The organism is Paenibacillus sp. V4I9 (genome assembly GCF_030817295.1).
In the GTDB taxonomy this organism is placed as follows: Bacteria; Bacillota; Bacilli; order Paenibacillales; family NBRC-103111; genus Paenibacillus_E.
In genome coordinates, this window is sequence record NZ_JAUSZE010000001.1 from 7773047 (window position 1) to 7793728 (window position 20682).

Sequence of the window (20682 nt, forward strand, 5' to 3'; positions counted from 1 at the left end):
CGGGTGCTTGATGAAGTCAGGCTGAGATAGTGGCCCCATGCCACTGACCGTTAATCTGATCTGGGTAATGCCAGCGTAGAGAATGAAGTGCCTTTCCGCACTAATTTTATGCCTGCCGCTACCCGGTGGGCTTTTTTTCGTGTTCGCCTATTCATCTTACAGATCTATCTATGAAAAGGAGTCGAACAAGCAGATGGCGCAAAAAGAAGCAGCAGCAAAGGGTTTGAAATTGACAGATATTTTGATCACCATTGTGATCGCAGCGGTGTTTGGTGTGATTTATCGCGTTTGGGGGCCGATGTACGATATTTTGAAACCATTCGGACTTCACGCGGAGCAATTGAGCTATGGCATGTGGTTTATGGCAGCGACCTTCGCGTTCCTCGTTATTCGTAAACCTGGCGTTGCTTTATTGGCTGAGGTAGCGGCGGCGACGATTGAGGCACTTTTTGGTGGCTCTTGGGGTGTATCAACGCTTGTGTATGGGTTGCTGCAGGGGCTTGGTGCTGAACTCGTTTTTGCCCTTTTCCTTTACCGCCGTGCAAGCGTTGACGTGACAATCCTAGCCTCATTCGCATCCGCAGCGTTATCCTTGCTCGTGGATAACTATTATGGCTATATTGATCAACTCACGTTCTGGAATTACTGCTTATTCATTGGACTTCGTCTCTTGGGCAGCGCTTTGATCGCTGGCGTGTTCGCTTACTACTTAGCGGGTGCATTGGCTCGTACCGGTGTGCTCAGTCTTGTACGTCCTGTTTCGAAGAAAGATTACGACGCATTGGGGTAACGTGATGAGCGAAGGAATGAGCGTTACGAATCTAAGGTTAAAATATCCCGGAGAAGACGCCCCCCTGTTATTTCAGGGGGTTTCCTTTTCGATTGAGCCTGGAGAGAAGGTACTGCTTCTAGGGCCGAGCGGCTGCGGTAAATCAACACTGCTTCAAGTGTTAAGCGGTATTGTCCCTAATATTGTTGAGATTCCGCTCAAGACAGATAACATTCAAACCCCAAGCAGCTCAGGCTATGTCTTTCAAGATCCGGAAACACAGTTCTGCATGCCGTATGTGGATGAGGAAATTGCTTTCGTCTTGGAAAATTTACAAGTCCCTCGTGAGGAGATGCCTGCTCGTATCGCGTATTATCTGGAGTTGGTGGGACTTCAACTAGGAGATACCCATACCTTGATTAGGAATCTGTCGCAAGGGATGAAGCAGCGGCTGGCTATTGCCAGTGTGCTCGCACTAGAGCCGGAAGTACTGTTCCTTGACGAGCCTACGGCACTTCTGGATGAAGAAGGCACTGAGCAGGTATGGGAAACGATCCGAAGGATTAGTGCTGAGAAGACACTGGTTATCGTGGAACATAAAATAAGCGGCATCCTGGGACTCATCGACCGCTTGATCGTCATGTCGCCAGATGGAGGACTGCTTGCGGATGGCCAACCTCAAGAGGTGTTCGAAGCTTACAAACAGCAAATGATCGACTACGGGATCTGGTACCCTGGTGTTTGGGACGATAATGAGATGGAGTTAGTGTCTGGGGACAAGACTGAGGACAAAGCGGCCTCCGTCATTCAGACTGCGGCGCCGGTCATGACCCTACGCGATTTTGTAGGATTACGCGGAGGGCAGATCAAGACCTCTGTGGATAACTTGAGCGTCTATCCTGGCGACTGGATTACCGTTGTCGGTGCCAACGGAGCTGGCAAAAGCTCGCTGCTGTTAGCCATTATGCGGCTCATCCCGACCCACGGCAGCTGCTGGATCGAGGGGGTTAAGGGCAGTAAAGTCGAGCAGCTTGCGGAGCAAGTCGGCTTTGTGTTCCAGAACTCCGAATTCCAATTCGTCACGAATTCGGTGGAGGAAGAACTGGCCTACTCCTTGCCAGAGGCAGAGCAGGGGCGGGATGAGCAGCGGTCGGCTATAGAGCGGCTGCTTAGGGAATACGACCTGCTCGCGCTGCGCAAGAGGCATCCGTTCCAGCTGTCGATGGGCCAGAAGCGGCGCTTAAGCGTGGCATCCGCGATGGTACGCGGCCCACGCATTCTGCTGCTGGATGAGCCCACCTTCGGGCTTGATGCGCGCGGTACGCTGCGCATCTTGCAGCAGCTGGAGCGGCTGCGGGCGAGCGGAACTGTGATCGTGATGGTCACGCACGATCTAGAGATTGTGAAACGCTGTGCTACGCGCGTTTGGCAGGTTGAAGATGGGCATGTGGAGGAATGGCCGGCTGAGAATCTGCCAGCCTCCGCCGCACATGCTCCGGAAGGAGCTGCGATGCTATGCAAATAACATTCGCGTATCGTGAAACCTGGCTGCACCGGGTAAATCCGGGTGTGAAGCTAATCCTGTCCATATTTCTGTTTATTGTTGTTGTGTTCACGCATAATCTGAATGCCATGATATATTTGACCTTGGCCGCACTGGTGCCGCTCTTCTTATTCACAGGCCATCCAATGAAGCGGCTGTTGTTGTATGCCTCACCGTTTCTGCTTATCTTCTTATCCTCTTCCACGGGGATGATGATGTTCGGCAGCGGAGATACGCTGTGGTACCAGATGGGCTTCATCCGAATCACCGAAGAAAGCTTCTATCGCGGCATCCATCTGGGCTTTCGTGGCCTTCAGGTGGCCGCGGTCGGGCTGCTGTTCAGCTTGACCACACGGCCGGTTGCGCTTTTCTATGCCATGATGCAGCAGTGGAAGGTCGCGCCGAAATACGCCTACAGCTTCCTCGCCGCGATGCGCATGCTGCCGCTCATCCTCGAAGAATTCCAAACTCTTCGCCATGCGCTGAAGGTGCGGGGCAAGAAGAAGCGTAATCCCATCACTGGATGGTATACGACGCTGCGAATGTATGCCATTCCGCTGCTTGCCCAGAGCATACGCCGCGCTCACCGGACAGCTGTGGCAATGGAAGCGAAGCGTTTTTCCGCGCAAAAAAAACGGACTTATTATTATGTATCTTTCTATTCGATGTTAGATGTTTATTATATCTTTTATTGGATTGTGCTCGTCATTCTTGCTAATTGGCTGGGGAAAGTATGGCCATTCTTGAATGCAGCGGACGTCCGATAAGAATTATGAAGAGCAATCCAAGCCAACGCACAAGTTGGTTTAGATTGCTTATTTTTTATTTGCCCCATTTCATTGACATTGATAAGTTGCAGCATGGCATTCCTTGCACGTGTGGGTATATCGTGAATTGAACGCTACTGGGTGTGTAGCTGGTCGTAACGACAGATTCACAGCCGAAGGAGTGAACAATCCGATCCACTTCCTTCTGATTGCCTGTCTGGGCGGCCGTCATTATTTGTTGGGCGATGGATGGTTCGGCAAGCTTTTTGAGTACGAGCGAGGCATCTTCCACCAGACGCTGAAAGCTGGTAATGGAATGCACAAGTATTTTCGTATCGACAGGAGGGAAATCACGATGCCAAGCCCAGTGAGCAGGGTAGTAAGCAGCAGGAATAGGGTGACGATCATAGGGGGATGTGTAATAGGAAGGAGGATAATTCATGGATGATCTCCTTAAAGTTTTTTGCCAGAAATGCGCTATACCAATATATGTGGATGGGGGCTGGTGTGGTTCCTGTAATTTATGTATTTGTCAGGAGTCACAGCACAACGCCGAATTCATCGGCAAGCCCTTGCAAACCTTCAGGGGTGACGCGCACAGCCCGACTATCGGGCAGCCGTTCAATCCAGCGAAGTTCGAACAGCCGGCGTGTGAGCGCAGCGCCAAGCGTACCAGAGATATGATGGCGGCGCTCGCTCCAGTCGAGGCATTGCCGCGCATAATGGCGCCTGCGTTTGCGGTCTTCCTCGACCTCGACGCCGAATCGTTCCAGCCGCTGCTTACCCGCAGTGCTGAGGATGAAATCCTTGCCTGCCTCCTGCAGCAGGCCTAACTCAAGAAGCCGGTCCGTCAGGGCTACGCCAATCTGGCCGGCTATATGATCATAGCAGGTGCGCGCATAGCGCAGCGCCCTTAGTTGATCTGATTCGCGCAGCGAGCGAATCGGCTTTGGGGAGGCGATCGCTTGCAGCGCCTCCAGAGCGTAGGCCACCTCGGCGCTCGCCAGCCGGTAGTACTTGTGCCGTCCATACGACTCATGGACGAGCAGACCGCCTTCCACCATCTTCGATAGGTGGGAGCTTGCTGTCTGAGGCGTAATGCGCGCGAATCGCGCGAGTTCGCTTGCGGGCAGCGACTTGCCGCCGAGAAGATTCAGCAGAATCGTGATGCGTGATGGTTCGCCTATCAGTGAAGCCACTTCCACAATATTTGGATTCGTACACATCCATATCAGCCTCCGCTTCATACAATCATACTTCGATACAGAACGAAACCAATTCAGTTTATAATCGATCATATACAAAGGTTAGTTTTTTTACAGTCATACTTCGATAATAAGCGAAATTTGAGTGTGAAGACAACAGTCATCCTGAAAGTGTATGCAGCCTATGGGAGGATACTATGAATCGCTATTTATTTGGCTTAATGGTTGTTGTCACAACATCACTAATGGGATCTTCCTTCGCTGTGGGTAAAATGGGTTTGGCCTATTTCTCACCTCTTCTGTTGGTAGGTTGTCGCTTTACACTGGCGGGACTAGTTATGGCTCTGTTTGTGAGAAAAAGGCCGCGTCCAGGTGATCTTCTAGACTGGAGCAAAATCATGAGCGTGGGGCTGTTCCAAACAGCTGGCGTCATGGGCTGCATTTTTCTAAGCTTACGCACGATTACCGCTGGTGAGTCATCGATTTTGACTTTCACCAATCCACTGCTTGTCATCGTGCTGGGAACGCTGTTTCTAGGTGCAAAATACCGAATTTCCCAATGGATTGGAGTCATGATCGGCTGTGCTGGCGTGTTTATCACGCTGGGTGTTCACATGCAGTTGCAAACGGGTACGCTGCTTGGGATGGGATCTGCGATTTCGTGGGCTATCTCCACACTGCTCGTTAAGAAATGGGGAGCCAGTTTCGATGTGTGGGTCCTAACCGCATACCAAATGCTGTTCGGCGGTCTCCTTCTCCTTGTTATGAGTCTGACCATAGAAACTCCGAAGCTAATCCTAGGCGTATCCGCTGTGTTGATTCTATTATGGCTTGCAATCATGGCCTCCATCGTGCAATTCGCTTCATGGTTCTTCTTATTGAAACAAGGGGATCCCGGTAAAACGAGCGCCTTCTTATTCCTCGCCCCGTTCTTCGGGGTTGTATCAGGGTGGCTGCTGCTTGGTGAAGTCATAGAATGGTTCGTGTATGTAGGGGGAACACTCATCCTTATCGGTATTTTTTTCGTGAATTGGACGTTTTCAACCCAAACTCGGAGAAAAGCGAAAGTGACCTCATCATAGAAGCTTCTAAAAACCCAACCCTTCGAGGGTGGGTTTTTCATGCGCGACAGCTTATTATGTTGTGATCAAATATGACTAATATGAAAGTAATTACCTCTAGAAAGCGCTTTACAAATAAATATCGATCACATATAATCATAAATGAGACCAAACAATCAAATGTATGACCGTATATGCACAAAATCTATGGAGTGGAATAGGGGGGATCGTGATGCTGTTTGAAGAAGAGCGTCAGCAGAAGATCGCCGATTATGTTCAAGAAAGAGAGCGTGCGTCCGTTCAAGAGCTGGCGCAGCATTTTCAGGTGTCTGAATCAACAGTTCGAAGAGATCTGAAGATTCTTGAAGAAGAAGGCAAGCTTCGCCGTACGCATGGAGGAGCTGTAGCTTTTGTCAGTGACAATTCAGAGCCTACTTTTGTGGAAAAAGAAGATCGCTATCGTTTACAAAAGGAGCTGATAGCCAAAGAAGCCGCGTCCATGGTTCGGGAAGGCGATTCTATCCTACTTGATTCGGGAACTACAACTTATTATTTGGCTAAGGAATTGAAAACATTCAAAAAGCTTACGGTGGTAACCAATTCCGTTGCGGTAGCTCAAGAATTGTCTGCTAACACGGGAATCGATTTGATTCTTACAGGGGGCACCTTGCGTCATGAAACGCTGGCAATGGTAGGTCCGTTAGCCGAGAAGGCATTGGAATCCGTGCATGTTGATAAAGCCTTCGTGGCTATCAATGGTCTGGATCCTGTCATTGGATTGACAACACCGAATATGTTGGAGGCTTCGACCAAACGGGCTTTTTTCCGTTCAACCAAACAAGTGATTTTACTCATGGACCATAGCAAGTATGGAAGAGTTTCTTTTGCTAAGGTTGCGGCATTAACCGAGATTGACCAGCTTCTGACGGATGACGGTATATCGGACAATGCACTGAAGGAGCTAGATACGGCTGGGGTTACCGTTACAGTCGTACAGACGGGCGGGAGGAAGTCATGAAGCTACCTGTCTTGACAATTACATTGAATCCGGCCTTAGACAAAACGGTAACGGTAGAAAACTTTGTTCTTGGCGGATTGAACCGGATTAAAGACTGGAGAATGGATGCTGGAGGAAAGGGCATCAATGTCGCCAAAGTATTGAAGAATTTTTCCGTTGATGTAACAGCTTGGGGCTTGTGTGCAGGGCGCCAGGGGAATGTGCTGACAGATACACTTTCGAGTCTGGGCATCCCGAATTGGTTTGTTCAAGCGAAGGGTGAAACGAGAACGAACCTGAAGGTGTACGTCGAACATACCCGGGAAACAACGGAGTTGAATGAGCCAGGATTCACGGTAGACGATGACGTCTTAAATCAATTTCTTGATCGTTTCAGAACAGATGTTCGTCATGTATCGTTGGTTGTCCTGGGGGGCAGTTTGCCAAAGGGAATACCGGGTGATTTCTATAAGACACTTATCCAGATTGCGAATGAGGCTGGTGTTCGGACCGTGTTGGATGCCGATGGTGAGCCTTTCGTCCATGGTATTGAGGCTGTTCCCTACGCGATCAAGCCGAACATTCATGAGCTCGAGTCGTTCTTCGGAGAGTCCTTCCGGACGGATGAAGAGATTATCGATGCGGCAAGAAGATTAATCTCTAAAGGAATTGCTTATGTGGCCGTTTCTTTAGGTGGAGAGGGATCGATTCTTGTAACGGAGACGGAGGCCATTCGCGCCAAACCTGCTCCAATTACTCCCCTAAGTACAGTAGGGGCTGGGGACTCGATGGTAGCCGCGCTCATTTATTGCATGCTGCATGGCATGTCGCTGGAAGAAGCTGCAAGGTGGAGCTCAACTGCAGGAACTGTAACGGCTTTGAAGCCAGGAACACAGGTTTGTACGCTTGCTGAAGTGGAAGAAAAACTAGGTAGTGTGAACATATGGTCTATTCCAAAAACAACAAATTCGAATTGAAGGCGGGGGCGTCTATGAAAAAGATTCTTGCTGTTACTGCTTGTCCAACTGGTGTTGCACATACGTATATGGCTGCTGAGTCCTTAGCAAAAGCAGCTAGAGAAAAGGGTATTTCGATTAAAGTAGAAACCAGAGGAGCTGTCGGTGTAGAAAATGAGTTTACTGAGCAAGAGATTGCCGAGGCTCATGCCATTATTGTAGCTGCGGACACGGATGTGTTAGAATCCCGTTTCGCTGGTAAGCCGGTTGTTAAAGTCCCTGTGGCACAGGCGATCAAAAATCCGGCAGGCCTTCTCGATGAAGCAATGAACAAAGAAGCGGCCTCTGCCGATGATTATCTGAAGCAAGTAGAGCAGTCGAAATCTCAGCGCAGCGCTTCAAGAACAGGCGCGTATAAGCATTTGATGACAGGTGTTTCAAACATGCTTCCATTGGTTGTTGCTGGCGGATTGCTCATTGCACTTTCTTTCATATTCGGAATTGAGGCATTTAAAGAACAGGGTACTTTTGCCGCAGCTTTGATGGATATTGGTGGCGGAGCAGCTTTTGCTTTGATGGTACCGATCTTGGCGGGATTCATCGCCTTCTCCATTGCGGAAAAGCCGGGCTTGGCGCCGGGTCTTGTTGGTGGGATGCTCGCTTCAAAAATGGGAGCAGGTTTCCTTGGCGGTATCATTGCCGGATTTCTTGCGGGTTATGTCGCGAAGCTTTTGAAAGATCATATCAAAATGCCTAAGAATTTTGAAGGCTTGAAACCGATTCTGATTATTCCTTTATTGGCTACTGGTATTACAGGACTTTTAATGATATACGTGATTGGCGAACCCGTAAAAGCAATTATGGATGGTTTGACAATATGGCTCAAATCGCTCGGTTCCACGAATGCCGTATTGCTCGGTGTTCTACTGGGAGCGATGATGGCTTTCGATATGGGTGGCCCAGTGAATAAAGCGGCGTATACGTTCGCTGTAGGTTTGTTGGCGAGCAGTGTATACGGTCCGATGGCAGCGGTAATGGCTGCTGGTATGACACCTCCGCTTGGTTTGTGGCTGGCAACGTTACTTGCTCCGAAGAAATTTACGAAGGAGGAACGGGATGCCGGTAAAGCGGCTTCCGTTCTGGGAATTTCATTTATCACGGAAGGTGCCATTCCGTTTGCCGCAGGTGATCCGTTCCGAGTGATCCCTTCGATCATGGTCGGCTCCGCTTTAACAGGCGCTTTATCCATGCTGTTCGGCGCTACTTTGCGCGCGCCGCATGGAGGGATTTTCGTTCTGCCAATCCCGAATGCCGTTGGCCACCTGGCTTTGTATGCTTTAGCTATCGTCGCAGGAACGGTTGTTACAGCCATTATGCTGAATATATTGAAGAAGCCTGTAAAAGACTAAATCTTTACACAAATTAAAACTAATCACGCAGGGGGAATCTCTTCCCCCTTTATATTTAGGGAGGATACGGATATGAATATTCAAGAACTGCTGAATGAACAAAGCATTTTGATCCCATTGGAAGCAACAAGCAAAGAAGAATGCATGCAATCTATGATCGACGGACTTGCAGCCGCTGGCTGTATTACGGATAAGGCAGCATACCTGGAGGCGGTTTTGAAGCGGGAAGAAACCGGCTCGACGGGTATAGGCTTTGGGGTGGCTATTCCTCACGGGAAGTCGAACGGAGTCAGTAAGCCGGGCGTTGCTTTTGCCAAGTTAACACAACCTCTTGATTGGAAATCACTAGATGATCAGCCTGTAAGCATCGTCTTTATGATCGCCGTACCGGAAGCCGCCGCAGGTAATGAGCATCTGCAAATTTTAATCGCTCTCTCCCGTAAGCTGATTCATGAGGAGTTTCGTGAAAGCTTGTTGAAAGTGACCGAAGCGCAGCAATTAATAACGATTCTACAAACCATCTAAGAGGAGAAGAAAATCATGATTTCAAAAGAACTTACGATCCGGAACGATTCCGGCTTTCATATTCGCCCAGCCCAACTGTTTACGGAAAAAGCGGCATCTTTTCAATCAACTGTAAAGCTTGAATATAAGAATGAACCTAATATCGCGATCATAGACGGGAAAAGTATCCTTGGTCTTATGACGCTTGGGTTGGAGAAGGGATCGGTCATTACCCTGACAACAGAAGGACCGGATGAACAAGCAGCGCTGGATGCTTTGACTGAATTGGTGGAAAGTGGCTTTGGAGAAGTATAAGAGCTGCTTATAGCAGCTTGAGGGATAGGAGATGCTAGCATGACGGAGAGAGTACTGCAAGGACTAGGGGTATCCGCTGGCATTCGCACAGGGAAAGCATTCGTTTACGCTCCAGTGCGACTAACTGACGTGGAGAAAAAGAAAACGCAAGATGCCACCGCTGAGGTTGAACGGCTTCGGGAAGCTAAGGCTGCTTGCCAGGCAGAACTGCAAGTTTTGATTGAGAAGGCGCAGCGTACACTTGGGGAAGAAAAGGCTGTGATTCTGAAAGGGCAGATCAGCTTTTTGCAAGATCCAACCTTTTATCCACCCATGGAGAACTTAATTGTAGGCGAGCAGTGGACAGCAGAAAGCGCGATTCATCAAGTTGTCACGCAGATTGCTTCTCTGTTCGAAAGTATGAAGAATGAATATATGCGGGAGCGCGCGGCAGATGTTCGCGATGTAGGAAACAGGATGTTCGCTCAGCTATGTGAACGCAAAGGAACACAGCTGTCCGATATTGGAGAGCCTGTCATTCTCGTAGCGGATGATCTGACACCTTCCGATACGGTCCAGTTGGACAAAAATTTGGTGCTCGGGTTTGTCACTCGTATAGGCGGTAAGACTTCCCACACCGCTATTTTGGCCAATTCATTAGGGATCGCAGCAATCTTAGGATTGGGGGATGGGATTGATCAGATTCAGCATGGAGATGAGCTTCTTATTGATGGCTCGACTGGAAATTGTATCTTAAACCCATCGGTGCCAACCAAAGAATCCTACTACGATCTCATGCAGCGTGATGAAGAAGAGAAGGCCGAGCTGCTGGCCTATGTGGAACGGGACGCTGTCACGAAGGACGGCTTCCGTGTGGAACTAGCTGCAAACATCGGTACGGTGGAAGAATCGGCAAGCCTGATAAGCCAAGGGGCTGAAGCGGTAGGACTGTACCGTACAGAGTTTTTATTTATGGGACAATCTCAGATGCCTGACGAGGAAACCCAATATAAGGCTTACCGGCAAGTAGCAGAAGCAATGAAGGGACGTCCTGTTGTTATTCGTACGCTCGATATTGGTGGCGATAAGGAGCTTCCTTATCTGGATTTGCCGAAGGAGATGAATCCCTTTCTTGGCTACCGAGCCATTCGACTTTGTCTGGACCGTAAGGAGCTGCTTGTTACCCAGCTTCGTGCGATTTTGCGAGCGGGAGTTCACGGTGATGTGAAAATCATGTTTCCGATGATTTCGGGTATGGAAGAATGGCGTCAGGCCAAAGAAATCTATGAGCAGACTCGCGAACAGCTTAGCCAAGAAGGAATCCTTTATGCGGATTCTGTAGAATTGGGAATTATGATTGAAATTCCGTCAGCAGCATTGCTCGCTTCCAGATTTGCCAAGGAAGTAGACTTCTTCAGCATCGGGACGAACGATCTTGTGCAGTACACGGTTGCTGTCGATCGTATGAATGAGAAGGTAGCTTATTTATACGATTATTTCCATCCCGCCGTCATTCGACTGATCAAGACGGTTATCGATGCTTCTAATGCTGTAGGCAAATGGAGTGGAATGTGCGGTAGTATGGCAGGTGACCCGATTGCTGCACCGCTATTGCTCGGCTTAGGTCTGCATGAATGGAGTATGGCGGCTTCATCGCTTTCTAAGGTGAAGAAAGTCATTACGGATTTGAACTATAGCGATTGCGAGGCATTAGTTGAAAGGATTTTGGAGATGGACACGGCGGCCGAGGTTAGAGAGGCACTGCAGGCGTTTAAGCCATAATTAACGAAAGACCGTCAGGGTGTCCCTGACGGTCTTTCGTTGGTTCTACACTTAGTTAAGCGTCACATAGCTTGTTACTTTTTCACCTGTTGAGGTAACCGCGGTTAATTCGAAGGAAGTCACATTCCCAGTTACACGTACGGTACCGTCTGGATCGATACTAACGGTTCCAACAGCTCCGACAGCAGCATTTCCTTTGATATCATTCGTGATGAAAAGGGTGCCTAGTGCGAAATTATAGCCTTTAATGTCCGCAGTTTTATACGTAATACCGTAGTTATCAGTGATGGTAAGGTCCATTGTCGAATAAGCATTGAAGCTATAAACGCCCCCTGTTACCGTCATTACCGTCTTATCAATGGAAGTTTGTCCTGCTTTTATTTCCTTGGCAGTGATCGCGTCGTTTTTAACCGTGACAGTAACGTGTAATTGCTTTGCCTCGCCATTTCCAATTTGGACAAGGACACTGATGTCTGCAGTTCCTGGCTTGTTGCCTAGAACGTAAGCATGATGGTCAGAAGTAAGACCTACTTTAGCAATACTAGAATCAGAGGAATGAACGGATTGAACAACTCCAGGGATAGCAATGGGATCTCCACTAGCGGATGTCACTTTAATTTCAATTTCTTTAGCTAATTTACTGAGCGTTGGATCTTCAGCAGTTATTTTGTTAACTAGACCGTTTGATCCTGTTGCCGCATCTGTTAGACCGCTATCGAGCACACTAGCTAGTGTATAGGTGCCGTTAATCGAAATGTTCCCTGCGCTAGGAGCTGTAACGCTAAAGCTGCCAGTTGTTGTTTGGACAGTGGAAGCATCGAGTCCGCCAAGCGTTACTGTGTAATCGCCCGCAGCGAGCGCAAGAGTAGCCGTTAATGTTACCGATTGACCATCACTAGCCCACTCTGTGGTTGTAGGGACGACAGTTGAACCATTTTTCAAAGTGAGCGTTGCTTTGCTAACATCCACTTTTTTATTGAAAGTAACTTGAACCTTCTTATTGTCGGAAGAAGAGGCTTGTGTTTTCGTAATCGAAATGCGTGTTTGATCCCCGAAAACTTGCTGAGCTGTGTAAGAGCTTAGAACAAGGTCAGCGCGATTGGCAGGCTGGTCGCCAGATTTACTAATAGGGTGAATACCAAGTTCTGTTGCTTGTTTCACAGCATCTGCGTACCAAGGTGAGCCTGTCATGGAAATCTTTTTGCCTAAACCTTTAAGCAGTACGGTATCCAGCTGAGCTGTTGTTACAGAATCGCCGGGCACGAAAGTGGTGTCTGTAACACCGTCTATGAGGCCTGCTTTTTTGGCTGCTTCAATATAAGGGATAGCCCATCCATTTGCTGCATCATTGGCATTAACATCAGAGAAACTGGACACCTTAACGGCAGGATCAACGGTGATGTTGTAAATCAAAGTGGCTACTTTGGCAAATTGAGCACGAGTCATATTTTGCGTAATGCCAAATGTGTTGTCTGAGACACCTTCAAAAATACCAGCTGCAATCATCGCATCAATCTTAGCTTTAAGCGCGGCATCACTACCGGCCAAATCTGTAAAATCAGCACTTGTTTTGGCTGCAGCGGAAGCTGGAAGAGAAAGTGCAGCTGAAGTAAATAAGGAGAAAGCCATTGCGGCCGTCGCGATCATCGTGAGTTTAGTGGATTTCATAGTACCTCCCAAGGGTTAATTAAAAAAATTTTGAATCTAGCAAACTATCGTTCATGTTCTGTTGCTATAACTATACCTTGCATGATGGAGCACGTCATTGTCAAATTCTTGGCAGTCTCGGTAGGAGAGTGCTAAAAAAGTGCGGACGAGTGCAATGAGAATGATAAGTAAACTCAATTACCAACTTTTAATTATTCGCTTTATAAATGTAAGTGTAATGGATATAATTACCTCAGCGCACAAACAAGTGAGGAGGCTGACATCATGGGTAAATGCGCATGCGGAAACACACAAAACACTGAAGGTAACTGCGACGGTTCACACGCTAAAAAAGACAAATAAGTCTTATAAATATAGGTAAAAAAGGACTTCCGCGAATGTTAAATTCGATGAAGTCCTTTTTTTCATGTCGTCTATTAAGAAGGCAAGTTGTACAACGTACAACAATTTCCTTAATTTTTTCTAAGGAAGCTTACGGAGATCTTTTAGGAACATTAAAAGTCACATTGTAAAAAATAGGATGAAAATTCCACTGCTGCCAGGCAAAGTGGGTACGGTATCAGGATTGTTCTTCGGATTGGCCTTTGGTTTAAGCGGGATCGGATCAGCTGTGCTGGGGACGCTGGCGGATGCAACAAGCATTACCTTTGTTATTAAGCTCTGTGCCTTTTTACCGTTAATCGGATTGTTAGCAGCCTTCCTTCCGACTGATAAAAAGCTGAATTTGCATGATATTGAGCTGCCGCAAAATGCAGTGAAAGCATGATTCATTGAGGTACAGGAAAAGCTCATAGCTATTAGGACGATGCTTCCAATGTAGGTTTGCAGAGGGTGCTTGGGTCGTGCAACAATAGAGATAGAATAAGCAAAAGGGAGAGAAGTGAGATTCATGGATATAAAAGAAGCGATTCGCCATCGCCGCAGTATCGGGAAGGTCAACCAAGATCCTGTCGACAAACCGCTAATCGAAGAAATCCTTGAAGCAGGCATATGGGCCCCTAACCATTGTCATACAGAGCCATGGAAATTCTGGGTTATGACCGGTGAAGGCAGAAGATTGCTAGGGCGAGGCTACGCGGAGGTTGCCGCTGCAGAAGCAGATCCGACACTTTCTGAGGAGGAGTTATCCAAGCTGAAAAGCGCTCAGGAGAAGAAAGCGTTCCGTGCTCCTGTTGTTATTGCCGTGGCTGTAACACCTTCAGTGAAGCCAATAGTTCCGGAGATCGAGGAATATGCGGCTGCGCATGCCGCTGTGCAGAATATGCTGCTTACAGCGCACGCACTAGGCCTAGGAACGATATGGCGCACGGGTGCACCTACCTATCATCCGAAGATGCGGGAGACGTTCAGTCTAGTGGGAAAAGAGGAGCTGGTCGGATTCATCTACATCGGCTACCCGGACATGGAAATACCGAAGGCAGCACGGGTGCCGTTCGCGCAGAAGACGATTTGGGTAAGCGAATAGCCCCAAATATAAGAAAAGACTATTTTTCACGTTTAACGGTGAAAAATAGTCTTTTTTTTTTCTGTTATGACAATGAGAGTATCATAACTTATTTTTTAAGGGCAACCGCAACCTGCGCGGCCGTTTGCGCGTTGTGGTAAACGAGCGCGATGTTCGTCTCCAAGCTGCGACCTTCGGTCAGCTGTTTGATGCGCGCTAGCAGGAAAGGCGTGACCTTCTTGCCGGTCACGTTTTGATCTTTGGCCTCAGCCAGCGCTTGCTGGATGACGCCTTCGATCTCGTGATGGTCCATCGCGGATTCCGCGGGGACCGGATTGGCGATGATGGCGCCGCCGGCGAGGCCCAGCTCCCACTTGGTGCGCAGCATGGCCGCAACTTCAGCTGCCTCATCGAGGCGGAAGTCAACGCCGTAGCCGCTTTCGCGGGCGTAGAAGGACGGGAACTCGCTCGTTTTGTAACCAACCACGGGTACGCCGTGGGTTTCCAAATACTCGAGCGTACGGCCAATATCGAGGATCGACTTCACGCCTGCGCAGACGACAGCGACGTTCGTTTGTGCCAGCTCAGTCAAGTCAGCGGAGACATCCATCGTCACTTCACCTTCGCGGTGAACACCGCCGATACCGCCGGTAGCGAACACTTCGATGCCGGCAAGCGCCGCGCCGATCATCGTTGCGGCTACAGTCGTTGCGCCGATTTTGCCGGAAGATAGGATGTAAGGGAAGTCACGACGGCTGACTTTTTCTACATTGGCCGTTGTCGCGAAAGCCTCAAGCTCCTGCTCGTTCAAGCCGATTTTGATTTTGCCATCCATAATGCCAATCGTTGCGGGAACAGCGCCGTTGTCACGAATAATTTGCTCAACTTTTTTAGCCATTTCAATGTTCTGCGGATAAGGCATCCCATGGGAAATAATCGTTGTCTCCAAAGCTACGATTGGTTTATTGTTCGCAAGAGCATCTTTCACTTCGTCGGTAAATGTCAGGTAGGAAGTATTCATAATAGGGATCAGACTCCTTTAGTTATGGTTTGTATAGTTTGTTGCAGTCGTTCTTCGGTTAGCTCACTAGCTACGGATTGATCGGTTTGAAGCGTAATATGTGCGGCAGCGAGACCATAGGAGCAGGCGTCCATATAGGTATGCTGATGCATCACACCATAAGCGATACCAGCGACGAGAGCATCGCCTGCGCCGGTTACTTCCACGACGTTGGTAGGAATAGGAGGGAAAAGCTGTTCGCCTTCCTCGCCAACGTACATGACACCCTTGCTGCCGAGTGTAATGAATACGTGTTTCACGCCCCGTGCCTGAATAGATCTAGCCAGCTTGTCGTATTCTTGGTCTGTTTCTACCGAGGAACCAGCAAGCAGACGGGCCTCTTCAAGGTTAGGGAAAATCGCTGTAACACCATGAAGCTCCTGCGGGAGCTTTTTTGCTTTTTCGGAAGAGACAGGGTCGATGAATAGCGTGATGCCTTCTTCTTTACAACGCTTAATTAATTCTTGGAGCGTATCCGCAGGCAAATTCGTATCGGCAATGACGAGCTGTGAAGCGGCAATATGGGACCATTTGTCCATCAAAAGCTGGGGTGTACATTTATCGTAAATTTCCATGTTGGCAAAAGCTAAAAACATCTCGCCCGTGGCATCGAGCAGCGCCGTGTAGGTCCCCGTGTTCTCGCCCTGTAGGACAATCGTTTGGCTGACGTCAACACCGCGCTTTCGTGTCTCTTCAAGCACCCACTGACCAGCCTTATCGTCACCGACAACCGTCAGGAGAGCTGTCCGGCAAGATAAACCAGCGAGTGTTTCTGCGATATTGCGCGCAACACCACCGCAGGATTCGGTGACCGTGACCGGGTTCGAGGAGGCCAGTCGAATGGCCTGCTTGCTGACCGCTTTGCTGTCGAGGTTCGCGCCGCCGATACACATGATTGTAAGCTCATCAGATGTGACATAGGCTCGGCCTCGGATCGTACCTTTCTTGGTCAACGCAGCAATATACCCGGCAACAGCAGATCGTGAAATACCTATCATACTGGCTATTTCAATTTGGGAAATGAATGGATTTTGACGTATGAGTGCTAAAATTTGCTGTTCACGATCCATGAAAAGCTCCTTTCAAACGAAGAACTACCTTTAGCTTAACGTAAAACAAAACAAATGTCTAGTGCACAAACAAATGTCCGTAAACAATCTAAAGAAACAGAAAAAAAGCCTTCCCCTAAACCGGGAACAAGGCCTCTTTAACCAACCTTCAAATTTCACACTAAGTCCGGGAACGTTTGCGGAGTCCGAGCAGTCCAAATAAACCAAGCAGACCGAGGTAATTCCACCAGGGCGGTGCTTCGTCGTTCGCTCCACTTGCTGCCTGAGCATGGACCGTTAATGCCTTCATAGACGTGGGCGGTGTAAGTCCATATGCCGCAGCATGACTGTTCATGTTGTCCATTGTTCGTAAATGAGCATCCGCGCCAGGCATGCCGAAAGGATTCGTTTCAAAGAAGGTTGGTGAGCCTTGTTTGGCAGCTTCCCAACTATCCGCTTGCGAAATCATTTGCTGGTCAGGAGGATGCATACGATACTGATGAGCCCCAAGAAGGGCTGTAATTGACAAAAAAGAAATAATCCCCAACTTCATAAATCTAGAAACCATGATCCATACCTCCAAGATTTGTTGAATGGGTTCTGTATGTGTAGGTATGGATATATTCCCCTATGTGCAAGAACTTATGCTGCTTTCTGTAAAATTGAAAAAAAACCGCTGTCCCCCAATTTGGGAACAACGGTTTCAATGGTATTACTTCGTAACTGTCACTTGTACAGTCGTTCTCATGTTGGAATATGTGACCGTAATTCTAGCAGTCCCTTTGCCGGTTGCTCGGATGATACCATCCTTCACATCAGCAATCATGATGTTAGACGATGTCCATAATGCAGGCTTGGTTACATCTTCTTCAGACCCGTCTGTGTAGGTAGCCAACGCCTCAATCTTAGCCGTTTTGCCTTCTTGCAGCTCGATTTTGACGACATCTGTTTTCAAATATTTCAGTGAATCGATTTCCACGGGAATAGCGACCATTTTGCCGCCGAAGGATCCGGTGATCGTTGTTTTGCCTGAACCAGTTGCTGTGAAAAGCCCATCCGTGACAGTTCCTAGCTTGTAGGACATGACTTTCCAGGTTGCTGTCTCAGTGACATCTTTGGTAGTGCCATCCGCTAAAGTAGCGGTTAATTTCACTTGTACTTGATCGCCGCTTTTGGTGACGATGAAAGATTTATCAGCGACTAGTGTCTGTATCACGCCGATTTCAACCGGAATGGATACACTTTTACCGCCATAAGTTGCCGTTATCGTTGCTTTACCTCGGGAAACCGGTGTTACAACACCTTTGGATACTAGCGCGATGGTGCTGCTGCTTGATTTCCACTCAGCCTCATTGGTGACGGTGCGAGTCGCGCCGCTTGCATCTGTAGCCGTCAGCACGATAGATCTTGTTTCATTTAAGTCAAAAACAAGATTGGCGACATTCGCCGAAAGGTCGCTGGCCATATCGACTGTGACCGAGATTGTAACTGTCTTGCTATCCAGTTGAGCAGAGAGGGTCGTTTCTCCAGAAGCTATAGCTTTTACTTTACCTCCGTCAACAGTGGCAACTTTGAGATTACTGCTTGTCCAGATGACATCTGCGGCTGCATTGCTATTTTTTGTATCATCGGTATAAATAGCTTCTGCTGTCAAAGTAACAGAATCGCCTTTTTTCATCACTAGCTTTTCTTGACTGACCGTCAAACTTTTCAGTACGCCAACTGATACTTGAATGCTAATTGTGCGTGTGCCGTATTTCCCTGTAATCGTTGCTGTGCCGGTAGAGATCCCTGTGATTTCACCGCCCCGTACTTCGGCGATATCCTTGGAGCTAGTCGTCCATTCTGCCAGGGATGTGACATCCAATTCTCGGTTGTCTTTGAAATAAGCGGTCAACGTGACTTTATCGGACCCGCCTTTTTGTAAATTAACGGCTTTTTTATTTGCTTTGATGGTCGTAGGGATATCGACTTCGACTTTGGTTGTCGTTGTTTTACCGCCGTATTTAGCGGTTACCGTGGCTTCACCGGATTTATAAGCTTTAACTAAACCTTTACTGACAAATGCAACGGCGTCGTTATCCACGCTCCAAGTCGCGCTATCTGCGATGGTATTGTCGCTTGTACCATCGGCATAAGTAGCAGTCAGAGTAAGGGCGGGAAGCACTTGACCTACTTGCATTGAGAGTAGGTCGGTACTAACGACTAAACGGCGAGGAACTTCAACATCAACGTTAGCTGTAACTACTTTATCACCGTATTTGGCATAAATCGTCGCTTCACCGATGGATATGGCAGTTAGCTTACCTTTGGTGACTTGGACGATATCTTCATCACTCGAAGCCCATTCAGCGCGATCTGTAAAGTTAACAGGTGTAGCGCTATCGATGTAGGTAGCTTCTAATTTCAGATCTTTAATTGCATTTTTCTTCATTAAGACATTTGGTTGATCTAATGTGAGTTTCAACGTACTGTCTACATCAACTTTAACCGTTGTCGACTTAGTACCGTATGTAGCAGTTAAATTAGCTGTACCTACACCGTAACCTTTAACTGAACCATTAATTACATCAGCAACGTTCGGTTTGTCAGTGGTCCATACCGCTTTAGCAGATACGTCAGCGTTGTTACCATCTGGATAGGTAGCATTCAGTACGATTGCTTCCGTTCCATTAAGCAGTAAGGAGATACTGGATTTCACAGCATCAATGCGTCTTACAACTTCAACATCGACTGGCAATGTCAGGGATTGATTCATGTATTTAATCGTAATCGTTGCACTGCCGGGATTTTGTCCCTTCACTAAGCCATTGGTTACCGTCACAATGGAGCTCGAATCAACGGTGTAATCAGCCTTGCTCGTTACAGGTTCGGATGTGCCGTCATCGTAAAAGGCTGTAATAACGACTTGCTCCTCCTCAGTAAGTCGAAGATCTAAGGACTGTTTATCTTTGGTTAACGATTTCACCTTTTTGCTAACATCAACGTTAACGATTACGGTCTTACCCATATATGTGGCAGTGATTACGGCCTTGCCTTCTTTTTTGGCTGTCACCACACCCGCATAGACGGAGGCAACATCGGTCGAACCTGAATTCCAATCGGTTTTGACGGTTGCATTCTCGGTAGAGCCGCTTACGAAGATGGCGGTTGCTGTCAGATTGGCTGTATCTCCGACTTGCAAGGCAAGCTCGTTTTTATTCAGGACGAGTTTAGAAATCTCATCAGCTGCAAAAGCGGTTCCTGTCACTAAGGATTGCGTAGCTAGAATAAAGATAAATACCAAGGATAACCACTTACTGTGTCTAGACTTCATTTCTCTCGTTCCCTCCATTGTTGTTCCTCTACGATTTATAAATGAAAATTATGGAACGCTACTATTATCGGAAGCTAGGGGGTTAAAATGAATAGATGTCACAATAAATACCCAAAAACATCCATGGAATAATAGTTTCACATCCATACTCGATAGCAAGTTTCTGCGTCACGCCCTTCCCATATTGATGATCATAAAGATAACTGATGAAAATAAGTTCAATCTATGTAATTGGTAAAAATTACTTTAGCTTAGACGGAAGGCTGCGAGCAAAGGTTGCAGCAAGTTGTTATTGTTTACGGAGGAAGGCTGAGGTTGGAAAAAAGGAGGATCCGCCGAGGGATCCTCCTTTCTTTAACAGATAAGAATTTATATGTTTTGGGGTAAGCGAAGCTTACCCCTTATTTATTTGAGTTGGGAGAAAGGACGAAATACCTGAACTTGAGGGATTTGATTGGATTATATCCAATGATGTCTCATGACATCGGCGGATGGGGTTAGTTCCATTGGATTTTTACAGTGGAATATGTGGAAAATAGCTCAGAAGAGCTGGTTTTAGAGCATTCTGTTGGATTAACTCCAATGAAAGCGGGCAAATAGGTTGAATGAGCCTGATTTGATTGTATTTTATCCAATGGAGCAAATGAGGGGAGTTTGTTGGTTATGCATATACAGATATTAACCGTAGGGAAATTGAAGGAGCGCTAATCTCGTGGACGGATCGCGGAGTAAGTGAGGCGCATTGGGCCGTGCAGATGATAGAAGTGCCGGACGATAAGGCACCGGAGAACATGTGCCCTGCTGAGGAACAGCATCTGATGCGGTTGGTGCTGGTGGAGCAGGTTAATTGCATGATGC

At 47.8% G+C, this 20682-nt stretch carries 18 protein-coding genes and 1 pseudogene; 12 read left to right on the top strand and 7 right to left on the bottom strand.

The genetic code is table 11. The annotated features are described in order from the left end of the window. Positions 1-193 precede the first annotated feature (193 nt). From QFZ81_RS35865 to QFZ81_RS35875, 3 genes are read left to right on the top strand one after another with little or no spacing between them, the layout of a single operon-like run. Entirely contained in the window at positions 194-790 is a 597-nt protein-coding gene (locus QFZ81_RS35865) for an ECF transporter S component (RefSeq protein WP_307606555.1), read from the top strand. Positions 791-794: 4 nt separating this feature from the next. Then, positions 795-2294: an ABC transporter ATP-binding protein gene (locus QFZ81_RS35870; protein WP_307606556.1), complete on the top strand. Its 1500-nt coding sequence runs from the start codon at positions 795-797 to the stop codon at positions 2292-2294. Beyond that, positions 2285-3079, top strand: coding sequence for an energy-coupling factor transporter transmembrane component T family protein (locus QFZ81_RS35875; protein ID WP_307436003.1), 795 nt, complete (start codon positions 2285-2287; stop codon positions 3077-3079). The genes QFZ81_RS35870 and QFZ81_RS35875 overlap by 10 nt, the downstream gene beginning before the upstream one ends. Before the next feature lie 55 nt (positions 3080-3134). Here QFZ81_RS35875 and QFZ81_RS35880 read toward each other — a convergent pair whose 3' ends face one another. Beyond that, a complete protein-coding gene (locus QFZ81_RS35880; protein WP_307435999.1) occupies positions 3135-3521 on the bottom strand; it encodes a YuzC family spore coat inner layer protein in 387 nt (128 codons plus the stop codon). A gap of 97 nt (positions 3522-3618) precedes the next feature. Then, positions 3619-4305, bottom strand: coding sequence for an ArsR/SmtB family transcription factor (locus QFZ81_RS35885; protein ID WP_307435996.1), 687 nt, complete (start codon positions 4303-4305; stop codon positions 3619-3621). A 176-nt stretch (positions 4306-4481) separates the two neighbouring features. On the opposite strand from QFZ81_RS35885, the gene QFZ81_RS35890 reads away from it, so the two are divergent. From QFZ81_RS35890 to ptsP, 7 genes are all read left to right on the top strand, one after another. Next, positions 4482-5366: a DMT family transporter gene (locus tag QFZ81_RS35890; RefSeq protein WP_307435993.1), complete on the top strand. Its 885-nt coding sequence runs from the start codon at positions 4482-4484 to the stop codon at positions 5364-5366. Positions 5367-5577: 211 nt separating this feature from the next. Next, positions 5578-6363, top strand: a complete 786-nt coding sequence (locus QFZ81_RS35895; protein WP_307435991.1) for a DeoR/GlpR family DNA-binding transcription regulator — start codon at positions 5578-5580, stop codon at positions 6361-6363. After that, the gene (gene pfkB / locus QFZ81_RS35900) at positions 6360-7319 is read left to right on the top strand and encodes a 1-phosphofructokinase (protein WP_307435989.1); all 960 of its coding nucleotides are present in this window, start codon (positions 6360-6362) and stop codon (positions 7317-7319) included. The genes QFZ81_RS35895 and pfkB overlap by 4 nt, the downstream gene beginning before the upstream one ends. A gap of 14 nt (positions 7320-7333) precedes the next feature. Beyond that, positions 7334-8707, top strand: coding sequence for a PTS fructose transporter subunit IIC (locus QFZ81_RS35905; protein WP_307435986.1), 1374 nt, complete (start codon positions 7334-7336; stop codon positions 8705-8707). Between the two features lie 72 nt (positions 8708-8779). Then, entirely contained in the window at positions 8780-9232 is a 453-nt protein-coding gene (locus tag QFZ81_RS35910) for a PTS sugar transporter subunit IIA (RefSeq protein ID WP_307435983.1), read from the top strand. A 15-nt stretch (positions 9233-9247) separates the two neighbouring features. After that, positions 9248-9526 (top strand): HPr family phosphocarrier protein, encoded by a 279-nt coding sequence (locus QFZ81_RS35915; protein WP_307606558.1) that lies wholly within the window; start codon positions 9248-9250, stop codon positions 9524-9526. Positions 9527-9565: 39 nt separating this feature from the next. Beyond that, positions 9566-11287: a phosphoenolpyruvate--protein phosphotransferase gene (gene ptsP, locus QFZ81_RS35920; RefSeq protein WP_307606560.1), complete on the top strand. Its 1722-nt coding sequence runs from the start codon at positions 9566-9568 to the stop codon at positions 11285-11287. A 51-nt stretch (positions 11288-11338) separates the two neighbouring features. Here ptsP and QFZ81_RS35925 read toward each other — a convergent pair whose 3' ends face one another. Continuing rightward, positions 11339-12955: an S-layer homology domain-containing protein gene (locus tag QFZ81_RS35925; RefSeq protein WP_307606562.1), complete on the bottom strand. Its 1617-nt coding sequence runs from the start codon at positions 12953-12955 to the stop codon at positions 11339-11341. Between the two features lie 532 nt (positions 12956-13487). Here QFZ81_RS35925 and QFZ81_RS35930 point away from each other — a divergent pair. Continuing rightward, a pseudogene (locus tag QFZ81_RS35930) lies at positions 13488-13721 on the top strand (hypothetical protein); the annotation flags it as partial. A gap of 123 nt (positions 13722-13844) precedes the next feature. Then, positions 13845-14420 (top strand): nitroreductase family protein, encoded by a 576-nt coding sequence (locus QFZ81_RS35935; RefSeq protein ID WP_307435972.1) that lies wholly within the window; start codon positions 13845-13847, stop codon positions 14418-14420. An 88-nt stretch (positions 14421-14508) separates the two neighbouring features. Here the strand turns inward: QFZ81_RS35935 and QFZ81_RS35940 are convergent, their stop codons facing one another. The 4 genes from QFZ81_RS35940 to QFZ81_RS35955 form a co-directional block, all read right to left on the bottom strand. After that, on the bottom strand, positions 14509-15420 hold the full coding sequence (locus QFZ81_RS35940) for a pseudouridine-5'-phosphate glycosidase (RefSeq protein ID WP_307606565.1): 912 nt from the start codon (positions 15418-15420) through the stop codon (positions 14509-14511). Between the two features lie 8 nt (positions 15421-15428). Beyond that, positions 15429-16529 (bottom strand): carbohydrate kinase, encoded by a 1101-nt coding sequence (locus QFZ81_RS35945; protein WP_307606567.1) that lies wholly within the window; start codon positions 16527-16529, stop codon positions 15429-15431. Between the two features lie 160 nt (positions 16530-16689). Next, positions 16690-17076 carry a hypothetical protein gene (locus QFZ81_RS35950; protein WP_307606570.1) on the bottom strand — a complete coding sequence of 129 codons (387 nt, stop codon included), beginning with the start codon at positions 17074-17076 and terminating at the stop codon, positions 16690-16692. 144 nt (positions 17077-17220) lie between these two features. Beyond that, positions 17221-19824 (bottom strand): Ig-like domain-containing protein, encoded by a 2604-nt coding sequence (locus QFZ81_RS35955; RefSeq protein ID WP_307606572.1) that lies wholly within the window; start codon positions 19822-19824, stop codon positions 17221-17223. Between the last annotated feature and the right edge of the window lie 858 nt (positions 19825-20682).

Coding starts and splice junctions, on each gene's coding strand:
- QFZ81_RS35865 (WP_307606555.1), top strand. CDS start 194: ATGGCGCAAAAAGAAGCAGCAGCAAAGGGTTTGAAATTGACAGATATT.
- QFZ81_RS35915 (WP_307606558.1), top strand. CDS start 9,248: ATGATTTCAAAAGAACTTACGATCCGGAACGATTCCGGCTTTCATATT.
- QFZ81_RS35955 (WP_307606572.1), bottom strand. CDS start 19,824: ATGAAGTCTAGACACAGTAAGTGGTTATCCTTGGTATTTATCTTTATT.
- pfkB (WP_307435989.1), top strand. CDS start 6,360: ATGAAGCTACCTGTCTTGACAATTACATTGAATCCGGCCTTAGACAAA.
- QFZ81_RS35940 (WP_307606565.1), bottom strand. CDS start 15,420: ATGAATACTTCCTACCTGACATTTACCGACGAAGTGAAAGATGCTCTT.
- QFZ81_RS35885 (WP_307435996.1), bottom strand. CDS start 4,305: ATGTGTACGAATCCAAATATTGTGGAAGTGGCTTCACTGATAGGCGAA.
- QFZ81_RS35935 (WP_307435972.1), top strand. CDS start 13,845: ATGGATATAAAAGAAGCGATTCGCCATCGCCGCAGTATCGGGAAGGTC.
- QFZ81_RS35895 (WP_307435991.1), top strand. CDS start 5,578: ATGCTGTTTGAAGAAGAGCGTCAGCAGAAGATCGCCGATTATGTTCAA.
- QFZ81_RS35880 (WP_307435999.1), bottom strand. CDS start 3,521: ATGAATTATCCTCCTTCCTATTACACATCCCCCTATGATCGTCACCCT.
- QFZ81_RS35925 (WP_307606562.1), bottom strand. CDS start 12,955: ATGAAATCCACTAAACTCACGATGATCGCGACGGCCGCAATGGCTTTC.
- QFZ81_RS35890 (WP_307435993.1), top strand. CDS start 4,482: ATGAATCGCTATTTATTTGGCTTAATGGTTGTTGTCACAACATCACTA.
- QFZ81_RS35950 (WP_307606570.1), bottom strand. CDS start 17,076: ATGGTTTCTAGATTTATGAAGTTGGGGATTATTTCTTTTTTGTCAATT.
- QFZ81_RS35870 (WP_307606556.1), top strand. CDS start 795: ATGAGCGAAGGAATGAGCGTTACGAATCTAAGGTTAAAATATCCCGGA.
- QFZ81_RS35875 (WP_307436003.1), top strand. CDS start 2,285: ATGCAAATAACATTCGCGTATCGTGAAACCTGGCTGCACCGGGTAAAT.
- QFZ81_RS35905 (WP_307435986.1), top strand. CDS start 7,334: ATGAAAAAGATTCTTGCTGTTACTGCTTGTCCAACTGGTGTTGCACAT.
- QFZ81_RS35910 (WP_307435983.1), top strand. CDS start 8,780: ATGAATATTCAAGAACTGCTGAATGAACAAAGCATTTTGATCCCATTG.
- ptsP (WP_307606560.1), top strand. CDS start 9,566: ATGACGGAGAGAGTACTGCAAGGACTAGGGGTATCCGCTGGCATTCGC.
- QFZ81_RS35945 (WP_307606567.1), bottom strand. CDS start 16,529: ATGGATCGTGAACAGCAAATTTTAGCACTCATACGTCAAAATCCATTC.